Origin of the sequence: Pseudomonas sp. TE50-2 (assembly GCF_040813665.1) — a bacterium.
GTDB lineage: Bacteria > Pseudomonadota > Gammaproteobacteria > Pseudomonadales > Pseudomonadaceae > Aquipseudomonas > Aquipseudomonas soli.
In genome coordinates this window covers 4136016-4153355 of the sequence record NZ_JBFNXN010000001.1, presented here as the reverse complement: position 1 = coordinate 4153355, position 17340 = coordinate 4136016, and the positions used below count along the sequence as shown (strand labels likewise).

Here is a 17340-nt window from a genome sequence, read left to right as displayed (position 1 = left end):
CGGAGCGCACCATGTACCAGCACTTCATCCAGGGCCTGCAGCGGCTCGGCCGCGCCTTGATGCTGCCCATCGCCATCCTGCCCATCGCCGGCCTGTTGCTTCGCCTGGGCGACACCGACCTGCTCGACATCGCCCTGGTGCATGACGCAGGCCAGGCGATCTTCGCCAACCTGGCGCTTATCTTCGCCGTCGGCATCGCCGTGGGCTTCGCCCGCGACAACAACGGCACCGCCGGGCTGGCCGGGGCCATCGGCTATCTGGTGCTGGTGGCGACGCTGAAGGTGATCGACCCGAAGATCGACATGGGCATGCTCGCCGGGATCATCTGCGGTCTGCTCGGCGGTGGCCTGTACAACCGCTTCAAGGACATCCAGCTGCCGGACTACCTGGCGTTCTTCGGCGGCCGGCGCTTCGTGCCGATTGCCACCGGGGTGTCGGCGGTGTTCCTCGGGCTGCTGTTCGGCCTGGCCTGGCCGCCGATCCAGGACGGCATCAACAGCCTCGGCCAATTGATGCTGGAGAGCGGCAGTATCGGCGCGTTCTTCTTCGGCGTGCTCAACCGCCTGCTGATCATCACCGGCCTGCACCACATCCTCAACAACCTGGTGTGGTTCGTCTTCGGCAGCTTCCAGGCGGCCAGCGGCCAGGTGGTCACCGGCGACCTGGCGCGCTTCTTCGCCGGCGACCCGAACGCCGGCCAGTTCATGGCCGGCATGTTCCCGGTGATGATCTTCGGCCTGCCTGCTGCGTGCCTGGCCATGTATCGCCACGCCCTGCCGGCCCGGCGCAAGCTGATTGGTGGCGTGCTGCTGTCGATGGCGCTGACCTCGGCGCTGACCGGGGTGACCGAGCCGATCGAGTTCGCCTTCATGTTCCTCGCGCCGCTGCTGTACCTGATCCACGCGCTGCTCACCGGGGTGTCCATGGCGGTTTGCGACCTGCTGGGCATCCGCCTGGGCTTCACCTTCTCCGGCGGCGCCATCGACATGGCCCTGGGCTGGGGGCGCTCCAGCAACGGTTGGTTGGTGTTCCCTGTAGGCCTGCTGTATGCGGTGGTGTACTACTTCGTGTTCGACTTCTGTATCCGCCGCTTCGACCTCAAGACGCCGGGGCGCGAGGAGCAGCCCGGCAACGAAGCGGCAGCCGGCGCGGAGGTGCCCAGGGCCCGGCGCTATATCGACGCACTGGGCGGCGCGGCCAACCTGCAAGGGGTGGACGCCTGCACCACGCGCCTGCGCCTGGTACTGGCCGATCGCGGCCTGGCCCAGGACCAGGCCTTGAAAGCCCTCGGCGCCATGGCGGTGGTACGGCCTGGCAGCGGCGGCAGCCTCCAAGTGGTGGTGGGGCCGATGGCCGATGCGCTGGCCGATGAGATCCGTGGTGAGCTACCTCATGCGCGGGTGACGGCAGCGGTGGCCGAGAAGGCCGCCGTGGTCACCGAGACGGTCGTCGTGGATGAATGGCTGCAGGCCCTGGGCGGGCGCGACAATCTACTGGAAGCGCAGTGCGTGGCCTCGAGCCGGGTGCGGGTGCAAGTCAGGGATGAGAGCAAGGTACAACAGGATCACCTGGCCGCCTTGGGATGCCTGGGAGTGAGCCCGCAGGTAGGCGGCGTGTGGCATCTGCTGGTAGGTGGCAAGGCACCTGCGCTGGGCGCCGCCTTGCAAGGCTGAAAAGCATCGCGGGGCAAGTCGCATCGGCGCACCGCCGCTCCCACGAATTTGCTTCGTGAGAGCGGCGGTGCGCCGATGCGACTTGCCCCGCGATGTCATTCAACGCTTTCCTAGAAATCGGCCAGCGGCCAGACCTCATAGGCAGGTGTTTCATACGGGTGGCTCTGCTTGAGCGCAGCGACCACCTGGGCGATCAGCGCATCAGCCACCACCAGCTCCACCTTCCACTCCTCGACCACCTCGACCTGACCGGTCTGCCCAAGGTACGGCTGGCTGCCGTGCAACGGGCGGAACTGGCCCTGGCCGAGGGTCTGCCAGGCGCAGTGGTCATAGTCGCCGATACGCCCGCCACCAGCGGCGAACACAGCGGCCTTGACCACTTCGACATGGCTGTCGGGGACGAAGAAGGCGAGCTTGTACACGCCTTAGTTCACCCAGACCCGCGCGTTGCGGAACATGCGCATCAGGGCTGCGTCTTCCTGCCACTCATCCGGGCGCCAGGAGTTCTGCACGGCGCGGAACATACGCTCCGGGTGCGGCATCATGATGGTCACGCGACCGTCGCGGCTGGTCAGGCCGGTGATCCCGCGCGGCGAGCCGTTCGGGTTGGCCGGGTAGGCTTCGGTGACCTTGCCGTGGTTGTCGACGTAGCGCAGGGCCACGCAACCGGACAGGTCGGCCTCCAGCAGTGCCTCTTCGCTGGCGAATTCGGCATGGCCTTCGCCGTGGGCGATGGCGATCGGCATGCGCGAACCGGCCATGCCCTGCAGGAAGATCGAGTTGGACTTCTGCACCTCGACCATGGCCACACGGGCTTCGAACTGCTCCGAGCGGTTGCGCACGAAGTGCGGCCAGTACTCGGTGCCCGGGATCAGCTCGTGCAGGTTGGACATCATCTGGCAACCGTTGCACACGCCCAGGGCGAAGCTGTCGGTACGCTCGAAGAAGGCCTGGAAGGCATCGCGGGCACGGGCGTTGAACAGCGCCGACTTGGCCCAGCCCTCACCGGCACCGAGCACGTCGCCATAGGAGAAGCCGCCGCAGGCCACCAGGCCCTTGAACGCTTCGAAATCGACACGACCAGACAGGATGTCGCTCATGTGCACGTCGACGGCGGCGAAGCCGGCACGGTCGAAGGCCGCGGCCATCTCGACCTGGCCGTTGACGCCCTGCTCGCGCAGGATCGCCACTTGCGGGCGCACGCCTTTCTTGATGTACGGCGCGGCGATGTCTTCGTTGACGTCGTAGCCGAGCTTGACCGACAGGCCTGGGTTGTCTTCCTCGAGCAGCGCGTCGAACTCCTGGTCGGCGCAGTCGGCGTTGTCGCGCAGGCGCTGGACCTGGTAGCTGGTCTCGGCCCACTGGCGCTGCAGCAGGCGACGGTCGCCTTTGAACAGCTCTTCGCCTTCGAACTTGATCAGCACTTCACCGTTGTTGATCGGCTGGCCGATCACCGCGACGCAATCCTCGCCCAGGCCTGCGGCGCTGAACTGCGCCAGCACATCCGGCGTGGCGTCCTGACGGACCTGGATCACCGCGCCCAGCTCTTCGTTGAAGAGGATGGCCGCGACTTTCTCGCGCTTGCTGGTCAGGTTGCCCAGTTCCAGCTCCAGGCCACAGTGGCCGGCAAAGGCCATTTCCAGCACGGTGGTCAGCAGGCCACCGTCGGAACGGTCGTGGTAGGCCAGCAGGTGGCCGTCTTCGTTCAGGCCCTGGATGACGGCGAAGAACGCCTTGAGGTCTTCGGCGTCGTCGACGTCCGGCGCCTGGGCGGCCAGCTTGCCGTGGGTCTGCGCCAGGATCGAGGCACCCATGCGGTTCTTGCCGCGACCCAGATCGATCAGGATCAGGTCGGTCTCGCCCTTGTCCATGCGCAGCTGCGGGGTCAGGGTCTTGCGGATGTCGGTAACCGGGGCGAAGCCGGTGATGATCAGCGACATCGGCGAGGTGACGCTCTTCTGCTCGCCGGCTTCGCTCCACTGGGTCTTCATCGACATCGAGTCTTTACCCACCGGGATGGTGATGCCCAGCTCCGGGCACAGCTCCATGCCGACGGCCTTGACGGTGTCGTACAGGCGGGCGTCTTCGCCCGGGTGGCCGGCGGCGGACATCCAGTTGGCCGACAGCTTGATGTCGGACAGCTTCTCGATGCGCGAGGCGGCCAGGTTGGTCAGGGTCTCGCCGATCGCCATGCGCCCGGACGCCGGGGCGTCGAGCAGGGCCAGCGGGGTACGTTCACCCATGGCCATGGCTTCGCCGGTGTAGACGTCGAAGCTGGTGGCGGTAACGGCGCAGTCGGCCACCGGAACCTGCCACGGGCCGACCATCTGGTCGCGGGCCACGAGGCCGGTGATGGTGCGGTCGCCGATGGTGATCAGGAAGCTCTTGCTGGCCACGGCCGGATGACGCAGCACGCGCTCGACCGAGTCGGTCAGGTCCAGCGTGCTCGGGTCGAACTCATCGCCCAGCTCCGCTTCGCGAGTGACCGAACGGTGCATGCGCGGCGGCTTGCCCAGCAGCACGTCCAGCGGCATGTCCACCGGGGTGTTGTCGAAGTGGCTGTCGGTAACGGTCAGGTGCTGCTCTTCGGTGGCCTCGCCGACCACCGCGAACGGGCAACGCTCGCGCTCGCAGATGGCCTGGAAGCGCTCGAAGTCCTCGGCGCTGACCGCCAGCACGTAGCGCTCCTGCGACTCGTTGGACCAGATCTCGTGCGGGGCCATGCCCGGCTCGTCGTTGGGCACGTTGCGCAGTTCGAAGCGACCACCACGGCCACCGTCGTTGACCAGCTCGGGGAAGGCGTTGGAAATGCCGCCAGCGCCGACGTCGTGGATGAAGGCGATGGGGTTCTTGTCACCCAGCTGCCAGCAGCGGTCGATGACCTCCTGGCAACGGCGTTCCATTTCCGGGTTCTCGCGCTGCACCGAGGCGAAGTCCAGGTCGGCGGAGCTGGCGCCGGTGGCAACCGACGAAGCGGCGCCGCCGCCCAGGCCGATCAGCATGGCCGGGCCGCCAAGCACGATCAGCTTGGCGCCGACGGTGATCTCGCCCTTCTGCACGTGGTCTTCACGGATGTTGCCCATGCCGCCAGCGAGCATGATCGGCTTGTGGTAGCCACGGACTTCCTCGCCGTGCGGGGTGTTGATGCCCTGCTCGAAGGTACGGAAGTAGCCGGTCAGGGCCGGGCGACCGAATTCGTTGTTGAACGCGGCGCCGCCCAGCGGGCCTTCGATCATGATGTCGAGGGCGTCGACGATGCGCTCAGGCTTGCCGTACGGCTTTTCCCAAGGCTGCTCGAAACCGGGGATGCGCAGGTTGGAAACGGTGAAACCGGTCAGGCCGGCCTTGGGCTTGGCACCACGGCCGGTGGCACCTTCGTCGCGGATTTCGCCGCCGGAGCCGGTGGAGGCGCCGGAGAACGGGGCGATGGCGGTCGGGTGGTTGTGCGTCTCGACCTTCATCAGGATGTGCACCGGCTCCTGCACCGCGCCGTACTGGCGGGTCTCAGGGTTCGGGAAGAAGCGCCCGGCCACCGAACCGACGATCACCGAGGCGTTGTCCTTGTAGGCCGACAGCACGCCTTCGTTGTGCATCTGGTAGGTGTTCTTGATCATGCCGAACAGGCTCTTCTCTTGCGCCTGGCCGTCGATGTCCCAGCTGGCATTGAAGATCTTGTGGCGGCAGTGCTCGGAGTTGGCCTGGGCGAACATCATCAGTTCGATGTCGTTCGGGTTGCGCTTGAGGCCCTGGAAGGCGTTGACGAGATAGTCGATCTCGTCTTCGGCCAGGGCCAGGCCCAGGTCGATGTTGGCCTGGGCCAGGGCGGCGCGGCCACCGTCCAGGATGTCGACCGAGGTCATCGGCTTGGGCTGGGCGTGGCTGAACAGGTCGGCGGCGTCTTCCAGCTTGCCCAGCACGCGCTGGGTCATGCGGTCGTGCAGCTCGGCGGCGATGGCCTGGGCGTCGGCGTCATTGATGCTGCCGGCGACGTAGTAGGCGATGCCGCGCTCCAGGCGCTGGATCGACTGCAGGCCGCAGTTGTGGGCGATGTCGCTGGCCTTGGATGCCCAGGGCGAGATGGTGCCCAGGCGCGGCACGACCAGGAACAGGCGGCCACTCGGCTCCTGTACCGGCACGCTCGGGCCGTACTTGAGCAGACGGCCCAGCACCTGCTGCTGGTCGGCGGTCAGCTCGCCGTCGACGTCGGCGAAGTGGGCGAATTCGGCATACAAACCAGTAACAGCGGGGACTTTCTGGCTCAGTTGCTCGAGTAATTTACCGTGGCGAAAGGCAGAAAGGGCAGGAGCGCCGCGCAGGATCAACATCGTCGGGACAGCCTCAGGAAGGGGTGTGCTTAGAGGCCGTGCATTCTAGCCTAATTCGCAGGCTTTCGGCACCCGCTCTAAGCCAATGCTGCCGGGCGGTGGAACCGGACCCAGGGGTCAAAAAATCGCCCCTTGCGCCACGCCCGTCACAGCGCCTGCTACCAGACAAGCCACCTATTGTCGAGATATGGCGCCGGCAGTCCTTTGCGTATACTGCACCCTATGTTCGCCCACACTGCTTTGCGCCAGCGTTGCGCCAAATGGCTCTTCGCAACCGGACTCTTCCTGATGCTCGGTGCCTGCGTTGAAAAACCCAGCACCCTCGAGCGCGTCAAGGAGGATGGCGTATTGCGCGTGATTACCCGCAACAGCCCGGCCACCTACTTCCAGGACCGCAACGGCGAAACCGGTTTCGAGTACGAACTGGTCAAGCGCTTCGCCGATGACCTGGGGGTGAAGCTCGAGATCGAGACCGCCGACAACCTCGACCAATTGTTCGACCAACTGGGCAAGCCCTCCGGCCCGGTACTGGCCGCCGCCGGCCTGGTCAGCAGCGAGCGCCGCGCCAGCCAGGCGAAGTTCTCCCACCCGTATCTCGAGGTGACCCCGCAGGTCATCTACCGCAACGGCCGCTCGCGCCCGACCAATGCCAAGGGCCTGGTGGGCAAGAAGATCATGGTGCTCAAGGGCAGCAGCCACGCCGACCAGCTGGCCGAGCTGAAAAAGCAGAATCCGGGGCTGGAATACGAAGAATCCGACGCCGTCGAAGTGGTCGACCTGCTGCGCATGGTCGACGAAGGCCAGATCGACCTGACCCTGGTCGACTCCAACGAACTGGCCATGAACCAGGTCTACTTCCCCAACGTGCGCGTGGCCTTCGACCTGGGCGACACCCGTGACCAGCGCTGGGCGGTGGCCGCCGGCGAAGACAACAGCCTGCTCAACGAGATCAACGAGTTTCTCGACAAGTCGCAGAAGAACGGCACGCTTCAACGCCTGAAGGACCGTTACTACGGCCATGTCGATGTGCTGGGCTACGTCGGTGCCTACACCTTCGCCCAGCACCTGCAGCAACGCCTGCCCAAGTACGAGAAACACTTCAAGACCAGCTCCAAGGTCGAACAGGTGGACTGGCGGCTGCTGGCCGCGATCGGCTACCAGGAATCGATGTGGCAGCCGGAAGTCACCTCCAAGACCGGTGTGCGCGGCCTGATGATGCTGACCCAGCGCACCGCCCAGGCCATGGGCGTGTCCAACCGCCTGGACCCCCGGCAGAGCATCCAGGGCGGCGCCAAGTACTTCATGCTGGTCAAGGACCAGCTCGACGACAGCATCAAGGAGCCGGACCGCACCTGGTTTGCCCTGGCGGCCTACAACGTCGGCAGCGGCCACCTGGAAGACGCCCGCACCCTGGCCAAGCGCGAAGGCCTGAACCCGAACAAGTGGCTGGACGTGAAGAAGATGCTGCCGCGCCTGTCGCAGAAGCAGTGGTACAGCAAGACCAAGTACGGTTATGCCCGGGGCGGCGAGCCGGTGCATTTCGTCGCCAACATCCGCCGCTACTACGACATCCTCACCTGGGTTACGCAACCGCAGCTCGAAGGCCAGGTGGCCGAGGGCAACCTGCATGTGCCCGCGGTGAACAAGGACAAGCCAGCGGAGCAAGCGTCGCCGATGTGAGTCTTCAAGGCCACTTCACCGGCAAGCCAGCTCCCTCAATCGCCCTTCTAAAGCCGAGCGCCATCCTGTGGGAGCTAGCTTGCCAGCGATGAGGCCGGCGCAGGTTAGCCCTTGGCCCGCCGAGCCTTGAAAAACTCGCTGAGTATCGCGCCACATTCCTCGGCCAGCACTCCCCCCTCGTACATCACCCGGTGATTGAGAAAGCCCTGGGTGAAGAACTGCCCCTGGCTCTGCACGATCCCCGCCTTGGGCTCCAGCGCGCCGTAGACCACCCGCGCCACCCGCGAATGGACGATCAGCCCCGCGCACATGCTGCACGGCTCCAGTGTCACGTACAGGGTGCTGCCCGGCAGGCGGTAGTTGCTGGCGGACTTGGCCGCAGCGCGGATCGCCACCATCTCGGCGTGGGCGCTGGGGTCGCTGTCGAGGATCGGCCGGTTGAAGCCCTGGCCGAGTACCTGGCCGTGCTGCACCAGCACCGCGCCCACCGGCACCTCGCCCAGGGCCGCGCCCTGGGCCGCCAGTTCCAGGGCCAGGCGCATGAATTCCTGATCGCGGCTGCGATCGATGATCTGCGGGCGCATCAGACCACCGCGATCGCGGCCATCAGGCCGGTTTCCATGTGGTCGATGACATGGCAGTGGAACATCCAGGTGCCTGGGTTATCCGCCACCAGCGCCACCTGCGCCCGCTCGTTCTTGCCCAGCAGGTAAGTGTCGGTGAACCACGGCTCGACGATCTTGCGCCGATTGGAGGCGATCACCTTGAAACTCATGCCGTGCAGGTGGATCGGATGCTGATACTGGGTCATGTTCTTCAGCTCGAGGATATAGCTCTTGCCCTTCTGCAGCGTGGCGATGGGCCGGTCGGCGCAAGTCTTGTCGGTGATGTCCCAGGCCTGGCCGTTGATCTGCCACAGACTCGGCGGCTTGCCGTTCTCGGTATTCACCGAAACCTTGCCGACCCATTCGAAATTGAAGTTGAGCTTCTCGGCATTCTCCAGGTCCGGCTCGGCAACCGGGTTCGGCGGCAGCGCCTTGGGCCAGTCGCCGGGAGCGTCGCTGCTGGCCACCGAGCGCAAGGTGCCCAGGCGCACGAAGCCGTCACGCAACGAGACCTCCTCGCCCGCCTCGGGTATGCGGATCGCCAGGCAGATGCGCATGCCGGGGCCAAGCCAGTACTCCTCGTCCAGCGGGCGCGGGGTGATCGGGTTGCCATCGAGGGCGTAGATCATCGCCTCGCAGTTGCCCTTGAGGTTCAGGCGGTAGGTCCAGGTGTTGTCCAGGTTCAACAGACGCACCCGCACCACCTGCCCGGCCGGCAGCTCGGTGACCGACTCGGCCTGGCCATTGATGGTGATCAACCGCCCGGCCGTGCCGTTGCGCGCCGCCTCGCGGGGGATGCTGAACGGCAGCCAGGCGCCCTGCTCGTCCACGTGCCAGTTCTTCAGGCTCAGGGTACGTTCGTGCTTGAAACCGGTCGGTTCGCGCTCTTCGACGATCAGCGGGCCAACCAGCCCGCGCCCCAGTTCCTCGGAGCTGCTCACATGGGGGTGGTACCAGTAGCTGCCGGCATCCGGCACACGGAACTTGTAGTCGAAATATTCGCCGGGCTTGACCGGCAATTGCGACACGTACGGCACGCCGTCCATTTCCAACGGCAGGCGGATGCCATGCCAGTGGATGGTGGTTTCCACCGGCAGGCGGTTGATGAAACGCACCCGCAACCAGGTACCCTGGCGCACCCGCAACTCAGTGCCCGGCGCCGACGGGCCAAAGGCCCAGGCCTCGGTCTTGAAGCCCGGCACCAGCTCGACGTCCAGCGGTGCGGCGATCAGCTCGTAGTCGTGCCCGGCGTTGTCGTCCTCGACCTTGCCCAGCCAGTAACGCGCCGCGCCACCGGCGCCCAGGCCTACCACTACAAGGCCGGTCAGGCCCTTGAGCATTTGTCGACGGGTGAAGGACATCGGTGCGGGTACCTCGTTTCTGCGCGATCAAGCTGCCAGCAGGGCTGGCGATGAAGGGCGAATACGATACACCTGCATTTGCGAAATATTAAGTGAAGTCTTGTCGCAGGGCTGTGCGTTGCCGTAGCGACGAGGCGGTACGCCTGCTTCGCGAGCAAATGCCCACGCTGCGCTGCATCACGCCCAATATCTGCATAGAGCGCTATTGCAGTTGGAACCTGGAACAGGGACAGTCCACTGGCTGGTGCATTCACGCCAGCCAGACAACCGAACGGGGAACACATGAAGGAACATAAGTACGCCGTCACCGTGAACTGGACTGGCAACACCGGCTCCGGCACCTCCAGCTACACCGCCTACCAACGCGACTTCGATGTCCAGGCACCGGGCAAACCGGCGCTGCACGGTTCGGCCGACCCGGCCTTCCGTGGCGATCCCGGGCGCTGGAACCCCGAGGACATGCTACTGGCCTCCCTATCAGCCTGCCACAAGCTCTGGTACCTGCACCTGTGCGCGGTGAACAACGTGCAGGTCCTGGCGTACATCGACCACCCCGAGGGGCGCATGGTCGAGGGCAACGCCGAGCACAAGGGGCGTTTCATTGAGGTTTTGTTGCGTCCGCAGGTCGTCGTTGCCCGCGAGTCGGACACGCGACTGGCCATGCGTCTGCATGAAGAAGCCCATCACGAATGCTTCATCGCCAACTCGGTGAACTTCCCGGTTCGTTGCGAAGCGGTTATCCAGCGCGAGGCCTGAGCCCTCTGGATACGACAAGGGCGTCTTGCGGCGCTCTTGTGGCTCAGTTCATTCCTCCTTTGTTATCGGCCAGACAGTTTTACCCATCAAGCATTGGCCGCAACATAAACAAAATCATCCAACTTCATTGAAGTACCATGACGGCTAAACAACCTGGCGATACCGCCACTGCCAAAGCTTGTTGCAACATATGTTGAGTAGATATTTTTTCAGTCGTCGGACAGTGGCCCGCTTCCCTATGGCGTGTGTGCTGATGATCAGCGCACTTCTCATCGCCTGCCAATCGCCGCGCGAGGCACTGCAACAACTGGCTCAAGAACATGGCCGACAATGGGAGGTCCTGTCGGGACAAGACTTCCCTCTCTTCATCCTTGCGCCGCGCACCGCAGAAAAAATGACTCGCCTGCGTGTCTACCTGGAAGGCGATGGGCATTCCTGGTCGACGGCCACTCAACCCAGCCTGGATCCGAGCCCGCACAATCTGCTGGTGCCACGGCTGGCGGTCAACGATCCGACGCCGAACGTGTATCTCGCACGCCCCTGCCAGTTCGTCATGGCTGCAGCGTGTCAGACCGCACTCTGGACCCATCGACGCTACGCTCAGGAAGTGATCGACCGCCTCAACCAGGCGCTAGACCAACTGAAACAACGATATGGCAACAGTGAATTCGAACTCGTGGGGTATTCGGGTGGCGCCGCGCTGGCATTATTGTTAGCGGCGCAGCGCAAGGATATTACCGAGGTGCAAACCCTGGCCGGCAATCTTAGCCCGCGTATGTGGGCGACGATGAAAGGACTGTCGCCACTCCACGGATCCTTGGAACCGCTGGACTACCGTGATCGACTCGCCTTGTTACCTCAGCGTCATTTCATTGGAGACGCTGACTCGATCATTCCGGGTGATTTGGCTGCCAGGTATCAACAGGCACTTGGTTCGCCATTATCCCAGTGTATTCATATCCCTGAAGCGAGCCACGACAGTGGCTGGGAAGCGGCATGGAGCCGATGGGTCAAGACTCCATTGGCACATGAATATCCTTGATATCAGGACGGCCACGGCTTGAGAAAACAACTGAAACGGCGCATTTATGTTTTTTTTCTCCATTAGTTGTTTTCATGATGAATTTCCTCACCCGCATCGTGTAGATTCGGCGCGCTTGAAACAGCACTTCACTGACAAGCTGACAGGGAGGCCGAAAACAGACGCTGACGCGCGCGTTGCCCCTGTCAGTTTCTACCCTGTAAGGATACGGTCTTGAACATCTCCCACCTGCGCCGCTCGTTGTTGGCGCTGTCCGTCACGGCTGCCACTGCTACAGTCCATGCCGCACCCGACCTCAACCACGACCTGGGCACAGGGGCATATATCAGCTCCGGCGGTGCTTTCAATAACGCCACCTTTACCGGAACGTCACAAAACGCAGGTGTGACGCTGACCAATGTGACGCTGGCGGGCAGCTTGATCAATCAGGGCAAGATCAACCTGACGGCCGCAACCCCCAGTGACGTCCCATCCGGCATCTCCATGACCCTCAACTCCACCGTCGCTGGCAGTCTGGTCAACCAGGGTGACATTACGGTGAGCGGCACCACTGCCATGGGGCTGGACCTGTATCTGGCGAAAATCACCGGTGAAGTCAACAACAACGGCAACATCAGGGTAACAGGCGAAGATGCCAATGGCATGATGATCACCTCGGCCCAGGCTCGCATCAATAACTCGGGCACCATCACTGCCAGCGGCGCCGGCTCTGCAGGTATCGAGATAGAAAACGCCAGTTTCACCGGTAAAAACACAGGCGACCCTTCCAAGAGTGATATCAACAACAGCGGGACTATCTCCGCCGAGGGCGTCGGTATCCACTTGGTCAACCTCGACCCCTCCGCCGGCTTCAGCATCTTCTCCATCAGGCAGACCGGTGGCCTGATCGAAGGCGGCACCGCGGCAATTCTGGCGGATGACCATGCCTCCCCTTCTTATTTCTACTGGGAGGGTGGCCAGGTCAAGGGTGACCTGCTGGGCCTGAGTGGGGTGCTGGTGCAAGGGGATGCACAATTCGACGGCTCGACCATTCGTGCCGGTTACGTCGATATCGACGGTGGTCGCCTGACGCTGCTTCGCCCACAGACCACGATCGTCGGCAACCTCGACCTGGATAGCGAAACTGCTCGCTTGCGCCTGCTGCTGGATAACAACACACTGCCCAATACGCCGATCCTGACAGTCACCGGCGATACCTACTTCTCTCCAGGCAGCCAGGTCGAACTGCAGGCTCGCTCCGACGATTTCCGCACCTCGGCCCAGGGCAACCGCTACACCCTCATCAACTCCGGCACGTGGGAAGATCCAGAGAACCTCTCCGTGGTTTCATCCTCGGCGCTGCTTGAAGTGAAAAGCTTTGGCATTGAAGGCCAGGATGTAAAAGCAACGGTTGCGACCCGCAGTGATGAGGCAGTAACGCAAGACCTGCTGGGCGCCCATGGTTCGCGCAATGCGGTGAACGCCATCCAGCCGCTCAAGAACACGGTCCTGGGCCAGATGGACGAAAGCGACCCGGTATTCCAGCATTTTGCCAACGCCACCACACCCGAAGATCTGGCGAAACTTGCCGAAACCTTGGCCCCGGACGTCAGCCGTGGGGTCATCAACGCCGCCACCAACAGCCAGAACCTGGTCGCAGGTGCCATCGAGCACCGCGCCAGCAATGCACGCAGCGGTCTGTCGTCCGGCGACGTTCTGGCAGAACAAGGGGTATGGCTGCAAGCGCTGTCCAGCGATGCCAACCAGGATAGCCGCCACGGTATCGCCGGCTTTGATGCCAACACCCAAGGCATCGCCTTGGGGGCCGACGGCAAGCTCAACCCCAATACCACCGTGGGCCTGGCATACAGCTACCTGACCAGCGACGTCAAGTCGGACCTTGGCAACAAGACCGACGTCAGCGGCCATGCACTGACGCTGTACGGCAACTGGGCCCGTGACAACTTCTTTGTCGACACCTCGCTGACCTATGGCTGGAACGACAACGAGTCCAGACGCTACATCGCCGGTACCCGCGCCAAGGCCGATTACGACAGTGCAATCTTCGGCGTCAAAGCACTTGCAGGCTACACGTTCCGGCTAGACAAGCATTGGCTGCTGGAGCCACAGGTCGGTGCGCGTTATGCCAAGGTTTCGATTGATTCGTACCGTGAAAAAGGCAGCTCAGCCGCCCTCAACGTTGGCAGCCAGCGCTATGAAATCGGCGAAATGGGCCTGGGCGCCCGTCTGGCGGCCGCTTTTGACGTCGGCGCGGGCAGCCTGGAGCCGGAAGCCAAGCTGATGGCCTGGCACGATTTCATCGGCGACAAGGCCAGCACCACCTCGACCTTCGTGCTCGGCGGTACCCCCTTCACCACCCAAGGCGCCACCCCCGCGCGCGACAGCTACGAGCTGGGACTGGGTGCCAACTACCGGGTAGGCGCCTGGAGCGTGGGAGGGATGTACAACTACCTGGCCAGCAGTGGTTTCAACGCCGACACCTTCACTGCCAACGTGCGTTACGACTTCTGACCAACGCCTGCGCTTCAAACAACAAAACCCGCATTGGCGGGTTTTGTTGTTTGGGGCCGAGGGTGAAGCCCATAAGCGCCTGGCTATTTCACCTGCCCGACTGAATGCCAAAAGCCCGCAGTTACGCGGGCTTTTGGGGTGTTTCCTGCCACTCGCTTCCGGTCTACTCCGGACGCAAGGTCATTCCCACTCGATAGTGGCCGGCGGCTTGCTCGACACGTCGTAGGTGACGCGAGAGATGCCGTCGATTTCGTTGATGATACGGCCGCTGACGGTTTCCAGCAGCTCGTACGGCAGGTGCGCCCAGCGCGCGGTCATGAAGTCCACGGTCTCGACGGCACGCAGGGCCACGACCCAGGCGTAGCGACGGCCGTCGCCGACGACGCCGACCGACTTGACAGGCTGGAACACCACGAACGCCTGGCTGGTCTTGTGGTACCAGTCGGCCTTGCGCAGTTCTTCGATGAAGATGTGGTCGGCGCGACGCAGGATGTCGGCGTATTCCTTCTTCACTTCACCGAGGATGCGCACGCCCAGGCCCGGGCCCGGGAACGGGTGGCGGTAGACCATGTCGTACGGCAGGCCCAGTTCCAGGCCGATCTTGCGAACTTCGTCCTTGAACAGCTCACGCAGTGGCTCGACCAGCTTGAGGTTCATCTCCTCCGGCAGGCCGCCGACGTTGTGGTGCGACTTGATCACGTGGGCCTTGCCACTCTTGGCGCCGGCCGACTCGATCACGTCGGGGTAGATGGTGCCCTGGGCGAGGAACTGGATGTTCTCCAGCTTGCTGGCCTCGGCATCGAACACGTCGATGAAGGTGCGGCCGATGATCTTGCGCTTCTTCTCCGGGTCCGCTTCGCCTTCCAGGTTGTCGAGGAACTGCTTCTCGGCATCGGCGCGGATCACCTTGACGCCCATGTTCTCCTTGAACATGGCCATCACCTGGTCGCCTTCGTGCAGGCGCAGCAGGCCGTTGTCGACAAACACGCAGGTCAGCTGGTCGCCGATGGCGCGGTGCAACAGTGCGGCAACCACGGACGAGTCGACGCCGCCGGACAGGCCCAGCAGGACGTTGGCCGAACCGACCTGTGCACGGACCTGGGCGATGGCGTCCTCGACGATGTTCGAGGCAGTCCACAGGGCTTCACAGCCGCAGATGTCCTGGACGAAACGCGACAGGATACGGCCGCCTTGCTTGGTGTGGGTCACTTCCGGGTGGAACTGCACGCCGTAGTAGCCCAGGGCATCGTCGTACATGCCGGCGATCGGGCAGCTCGGGGTGCTGGCCAGCACGCTGAAGTTGCCTGGCATCTGGGTGACCTTGTCGCCGTGGCTCATCCACACGTCCAGGCCCAGCACGCCGTCATCGTCGACATGATCTTCGATGCCGTCGAGCAGGCGGCTCTTGCCGACCACGTCGACGCGGGCGTAACCGAACTCGCGCAGGTCGGAACCTTCGACCTTGCCGCCCATCTGCTCGGCCATGGTCTGCATGCCGTAGCAGATGCCCAGCACCGGGACTTTCAGGTCGAACACGGCCTGCGGCGCGCGCGGGCTGTTGGCTTCGTGGACCGACTCGGGGCCACCGGCCAGGATGATGCCGCGCGGGTTGAATTCGCGGATCGCTTCATCGTCCATGTCGAACGGGTGCAGCTCGCAATACACACCGATCTCGCGCACGCGGCGGGCGATCAGCTGGGTGTACTGGGAACCGAAATCGAGGATCAGGATACGGTGAGCGTGAATGTCGAGGGCCATGACTCAATCTCGTCAGTGGAAATCGGAAACGACGCGGGGCTGTGTATGACAGCCCCGTTCGGTAATTGCTGGAAGCCTCAGCCTACGCGGTAGTTAGGGGCTTCTTTGGTGATCTGCACGTCATGCACATGGGACTCGGCCATGCCGGCACCGGTGATGCGCACGAACTCCGGCTTGGTACGCATCTCTTCGATGGTCGCGCTGCCGGTGTAGCCCATGGACGAACGCAGGCCGCCCATCAGCTGGTGGATGATCGCGGCCAGGGCGCCTTTGTATGGCACACGGCCTTCGATACCTTCCGGCACCAGCTTCTCGGCACCGGCCGAGGAGTCCTGGAAGTAACGGTCGGACGAGCCTTGCGCCTGTGCCATGGCACCCAGCGAGCCCATGCCGCGGTAGGCCTTGTAGGAACGGCCCTGGAACAGCTCGACTTCGCCCGGTGCTTCTTCGGTACCGGCGAACATCGAACCCATCATCACGCAGGAAGCACCGGCGACGATGGCCTTGGACAGGTCACCCGAGAAACGGATGCCGCCGTCGGCGATCAGTGGCACGCCAGTGCCTTCCAGTGCGGCGGCGACGTTGGCGATGGCGCTGATCTGCGGCACGCCGACACCGGCGACGATACGGGTGGTGCAGATCGAGCCTGGGCCGATACCGACCTTGACCGCGTCGGCACCGGCTTCGGCCAGGGCCTTGGCGGCAGCGCCAGTGGCGATGTTGCCGCCGATCACCTGCACTTGCGGGTAGGTCTCTTTGACCCAGCGAACGCGGTCGATCACGCCTTTGGAGTGGCCGTGGGCGGTGTCGACGACAACCACGTCAACGCCGGCGGCTACCAGGGCGGCAACACGCTCGCCGGTGTCCTTGCCGGTGCCGACCGCGGCGCCGACACGCAGACGACCCTGGTCGTCCTTGCTGGCCAGCGGGTAGGCCTTGGCCTTCTCGATGTCCTTGACGGTCATCATGCCCTTGAGGGCGAACTTGTCGTCGACGATCAGGACTTTTTCCAGGCGGTGCTTGTGCAGCAGCTCGCGGACTTCGTTCTTGTCGGCGCCTTCGCGGACGGTGACCAGACGCTCTTTGGGAGTCATCACGTCGCGGACCTTGGCGTCCAGGCGGGTTTCGAAGCGCACGTCGCGGGAGGTGACGATGCCGACCAGATCACCGTTTTCCAGCACCGGAACACCGGAGATGTTGTTCAGGCGGGTCAGGTCGAACAGGTCGCGCACGGTGGCGTCGGCGTCGATGGTGATCGGGTCCTTGACCACGCCAGCCTCGAACTTCTTGACCTTGCGTACTTCGCCGGCCTGCTGCTCGATGGTCATGTTCTTGTGGATGATGCCGATGCCGCCTTCCTGGGCCATGGCGATGGCCAGGCGCGCTTCGGTCACGGTATCCATGGCGGCGGAGACCAGGGGAATGTTCAGCTCGATGCCACGAGTCAAACGGGTCTTGAGACTGACTTCATTGGGCAGTACCTCGGAGTAGCCAGGTACAAGGAGGATATCGTCGAAGGTCAGGGCTTCTTGGCTGATACGCAGCATCGCGGGGGCTCCCGGGAGGGAAAAATGGAAGCGCGCCATTATACCCATCCATGGCGCGCCGCTCAATGCAAAATAAGGGCCT

General features: G+C 63.7%; 11 protein-coding genes. 5 read left to right on the top strand and 6 right to left on the bottom strand.

Features of this window, described 5'->3' with window-relative positions; genetic code table 11:
• The first annotated feature begins 11 nt into the window (after positions 1-11).
• Positions 12-1673, top strand: a complete 1662-nt coding sequence (gene nagE, locus AAHK21_RS19005) for an N-acetylglucosamine-specific PTS transporter subunit IIBC (RefSeq protein WP_367858036.1) — start codon at positions 12-14, stop codon at positions 1671-1673.
• 110 nt (positions 1674-1783) lie between these two features.
• On the opposite strand, the gene AAHK21_RS19000 is transcribed toward nagE, so the two are convergent.
• Together AAHK21_RS19000 and purL are read right to left on the bottom strand one after the other, a co-directional pair.
• Entirely contained in the window at positions 1784-2095 is a 312-nt protein-coding gene (locus AAHK21_RS19000) for an NIF3 1 (RefSeq protein WP_023632229.1), read from the bottom strand.
• 3 nt (positions 2096-2098) lie between these two features.
• Positions 2099-5998, bottom strand: coding sequence for a phosphoribosylformylglycinamidine synthase (gene purL / locus AAHK21_RS18995; RefSeq protein ID WP_367858035.1), 3900 nt, complete (start codon positions 5996-5998; stop codon positions 2099-2101).
• Between the two features lie 222 nt (positions 5999-6220).
• Between purL and mltF the strand changes: the two genes are divergently transcribed.
• Entirely contained in the window at positions 6221-7678 is a 1458-nt protein-coding gene (gene mltF, locus AAHK21_RS18990) for a membrane-bound lytic murein transglycosylase MltF (protein ID WP_367858034.1), read from the top strand.
• A 104-nt stretch (positions 7679-7782) separates the two neighbouring features.
• Here the strand turns inward: mltF and tadA are convergent, their stop codons facing one another.
• Positions 7783-8262, bottom strand: coding sequence for a tRNA adenosine(34) deaminase TadA (gene tadA, locus AAHK21_RS18985; protein ID WP_046854335.1), 480 nt, complete (start codon positions 8260-8262; stop codon positions 7783-7785).
• Positions 8262-9644, bottom strand: coding sequence for a multicopper oxidase family protein (locus AAHK21_RS18980; RefSeq protein WP_367858033.1), 1383 nt, complete (start codon positions 9642-9644; stop codon positions 8262-8264). Before AAHK21_RS18980 ends, tadA begins: the two co-directional genes overlap by 1 nt.
• Before the next feature lie 282 nt (positions 9645-9926).
• Here AAHK21_RS18980 and AAHK21_RS18975 point away from each other — a divergent pair, with 282 nt between their 5' ends.
• The 3 genes from AAHK21_RS18975 to AAHK21_RS18965 all read left to right on the top strand — a co-directional run bounded on the left by AAHK21_RS18975 (position 9927) and on the right by AAHK21_RS18965 (position 13953).
• Positions 9927-10400, top strand: coding sequence for an OsmC family protein (locus AAHK21_RS18975; protein ID WP_110604785.1), 474 nt, complete (start codon positions 9927-9929; stop codon positions 10398-10400).
• 253 nt (positions 10401-10653) lie between these two features.
• Positions 10654-11442 (top strand): alpha/beta hydrolase, encoded by a 789-nt coding sequence (locus tag AAHK21_RS18970; protein WP_367858032.1) that lies wholly within the window; start codon positions 10654-10656, stop codon positions 11440-11442.
• A gap of 213 nt (positions 11443-11655) precedes the next feature.
• Positions 11656-13953: an autotransporter outer membrane beta-barrel domain-containing protein gene (locus tag AAHK21_RS18965; protein ID WP_367858031.1), complete on the top strand. Its 2298-nt coding sequence runs from the start codon at positions 11656-11658 to the stop codon at positions 13951-13953.
• A gap of 180 nt (positions 13954-14133) precedes the next feature.
• Here the strand turns inward: AAHK21_RS18965 and guaA are convergent, their stop codons facing one another.
• Positions 14134-15711 carry a glutamine-hydrolyzing GMP synthase gene (gene guaA / locus AAHK21_RS18960; protein ID WP_011535447.1) on the bottom strand — a complete coding sequence of 526 codons (1578 nt, stop codon included), beginning with the start codon at positions 15709-15711 and terminating at the stop codon, positions 14134-14136.
• Between the two features lie 77 nt (positions 15712-15788).
• The gene (guaB, locus tag AAHK21_RS18955; protein WP_023628475.1) at positions 15789-17258 is read right to left on the bottom strand and encodes an IMP dehydrogenase; all 1470 of its coding nucleotides are present in this window, start codon (positions 17256-17258) and stop codon (positions 15789-15791) included.
• Positions 17259-17340 lie beyond the last annotated feature (82 nt).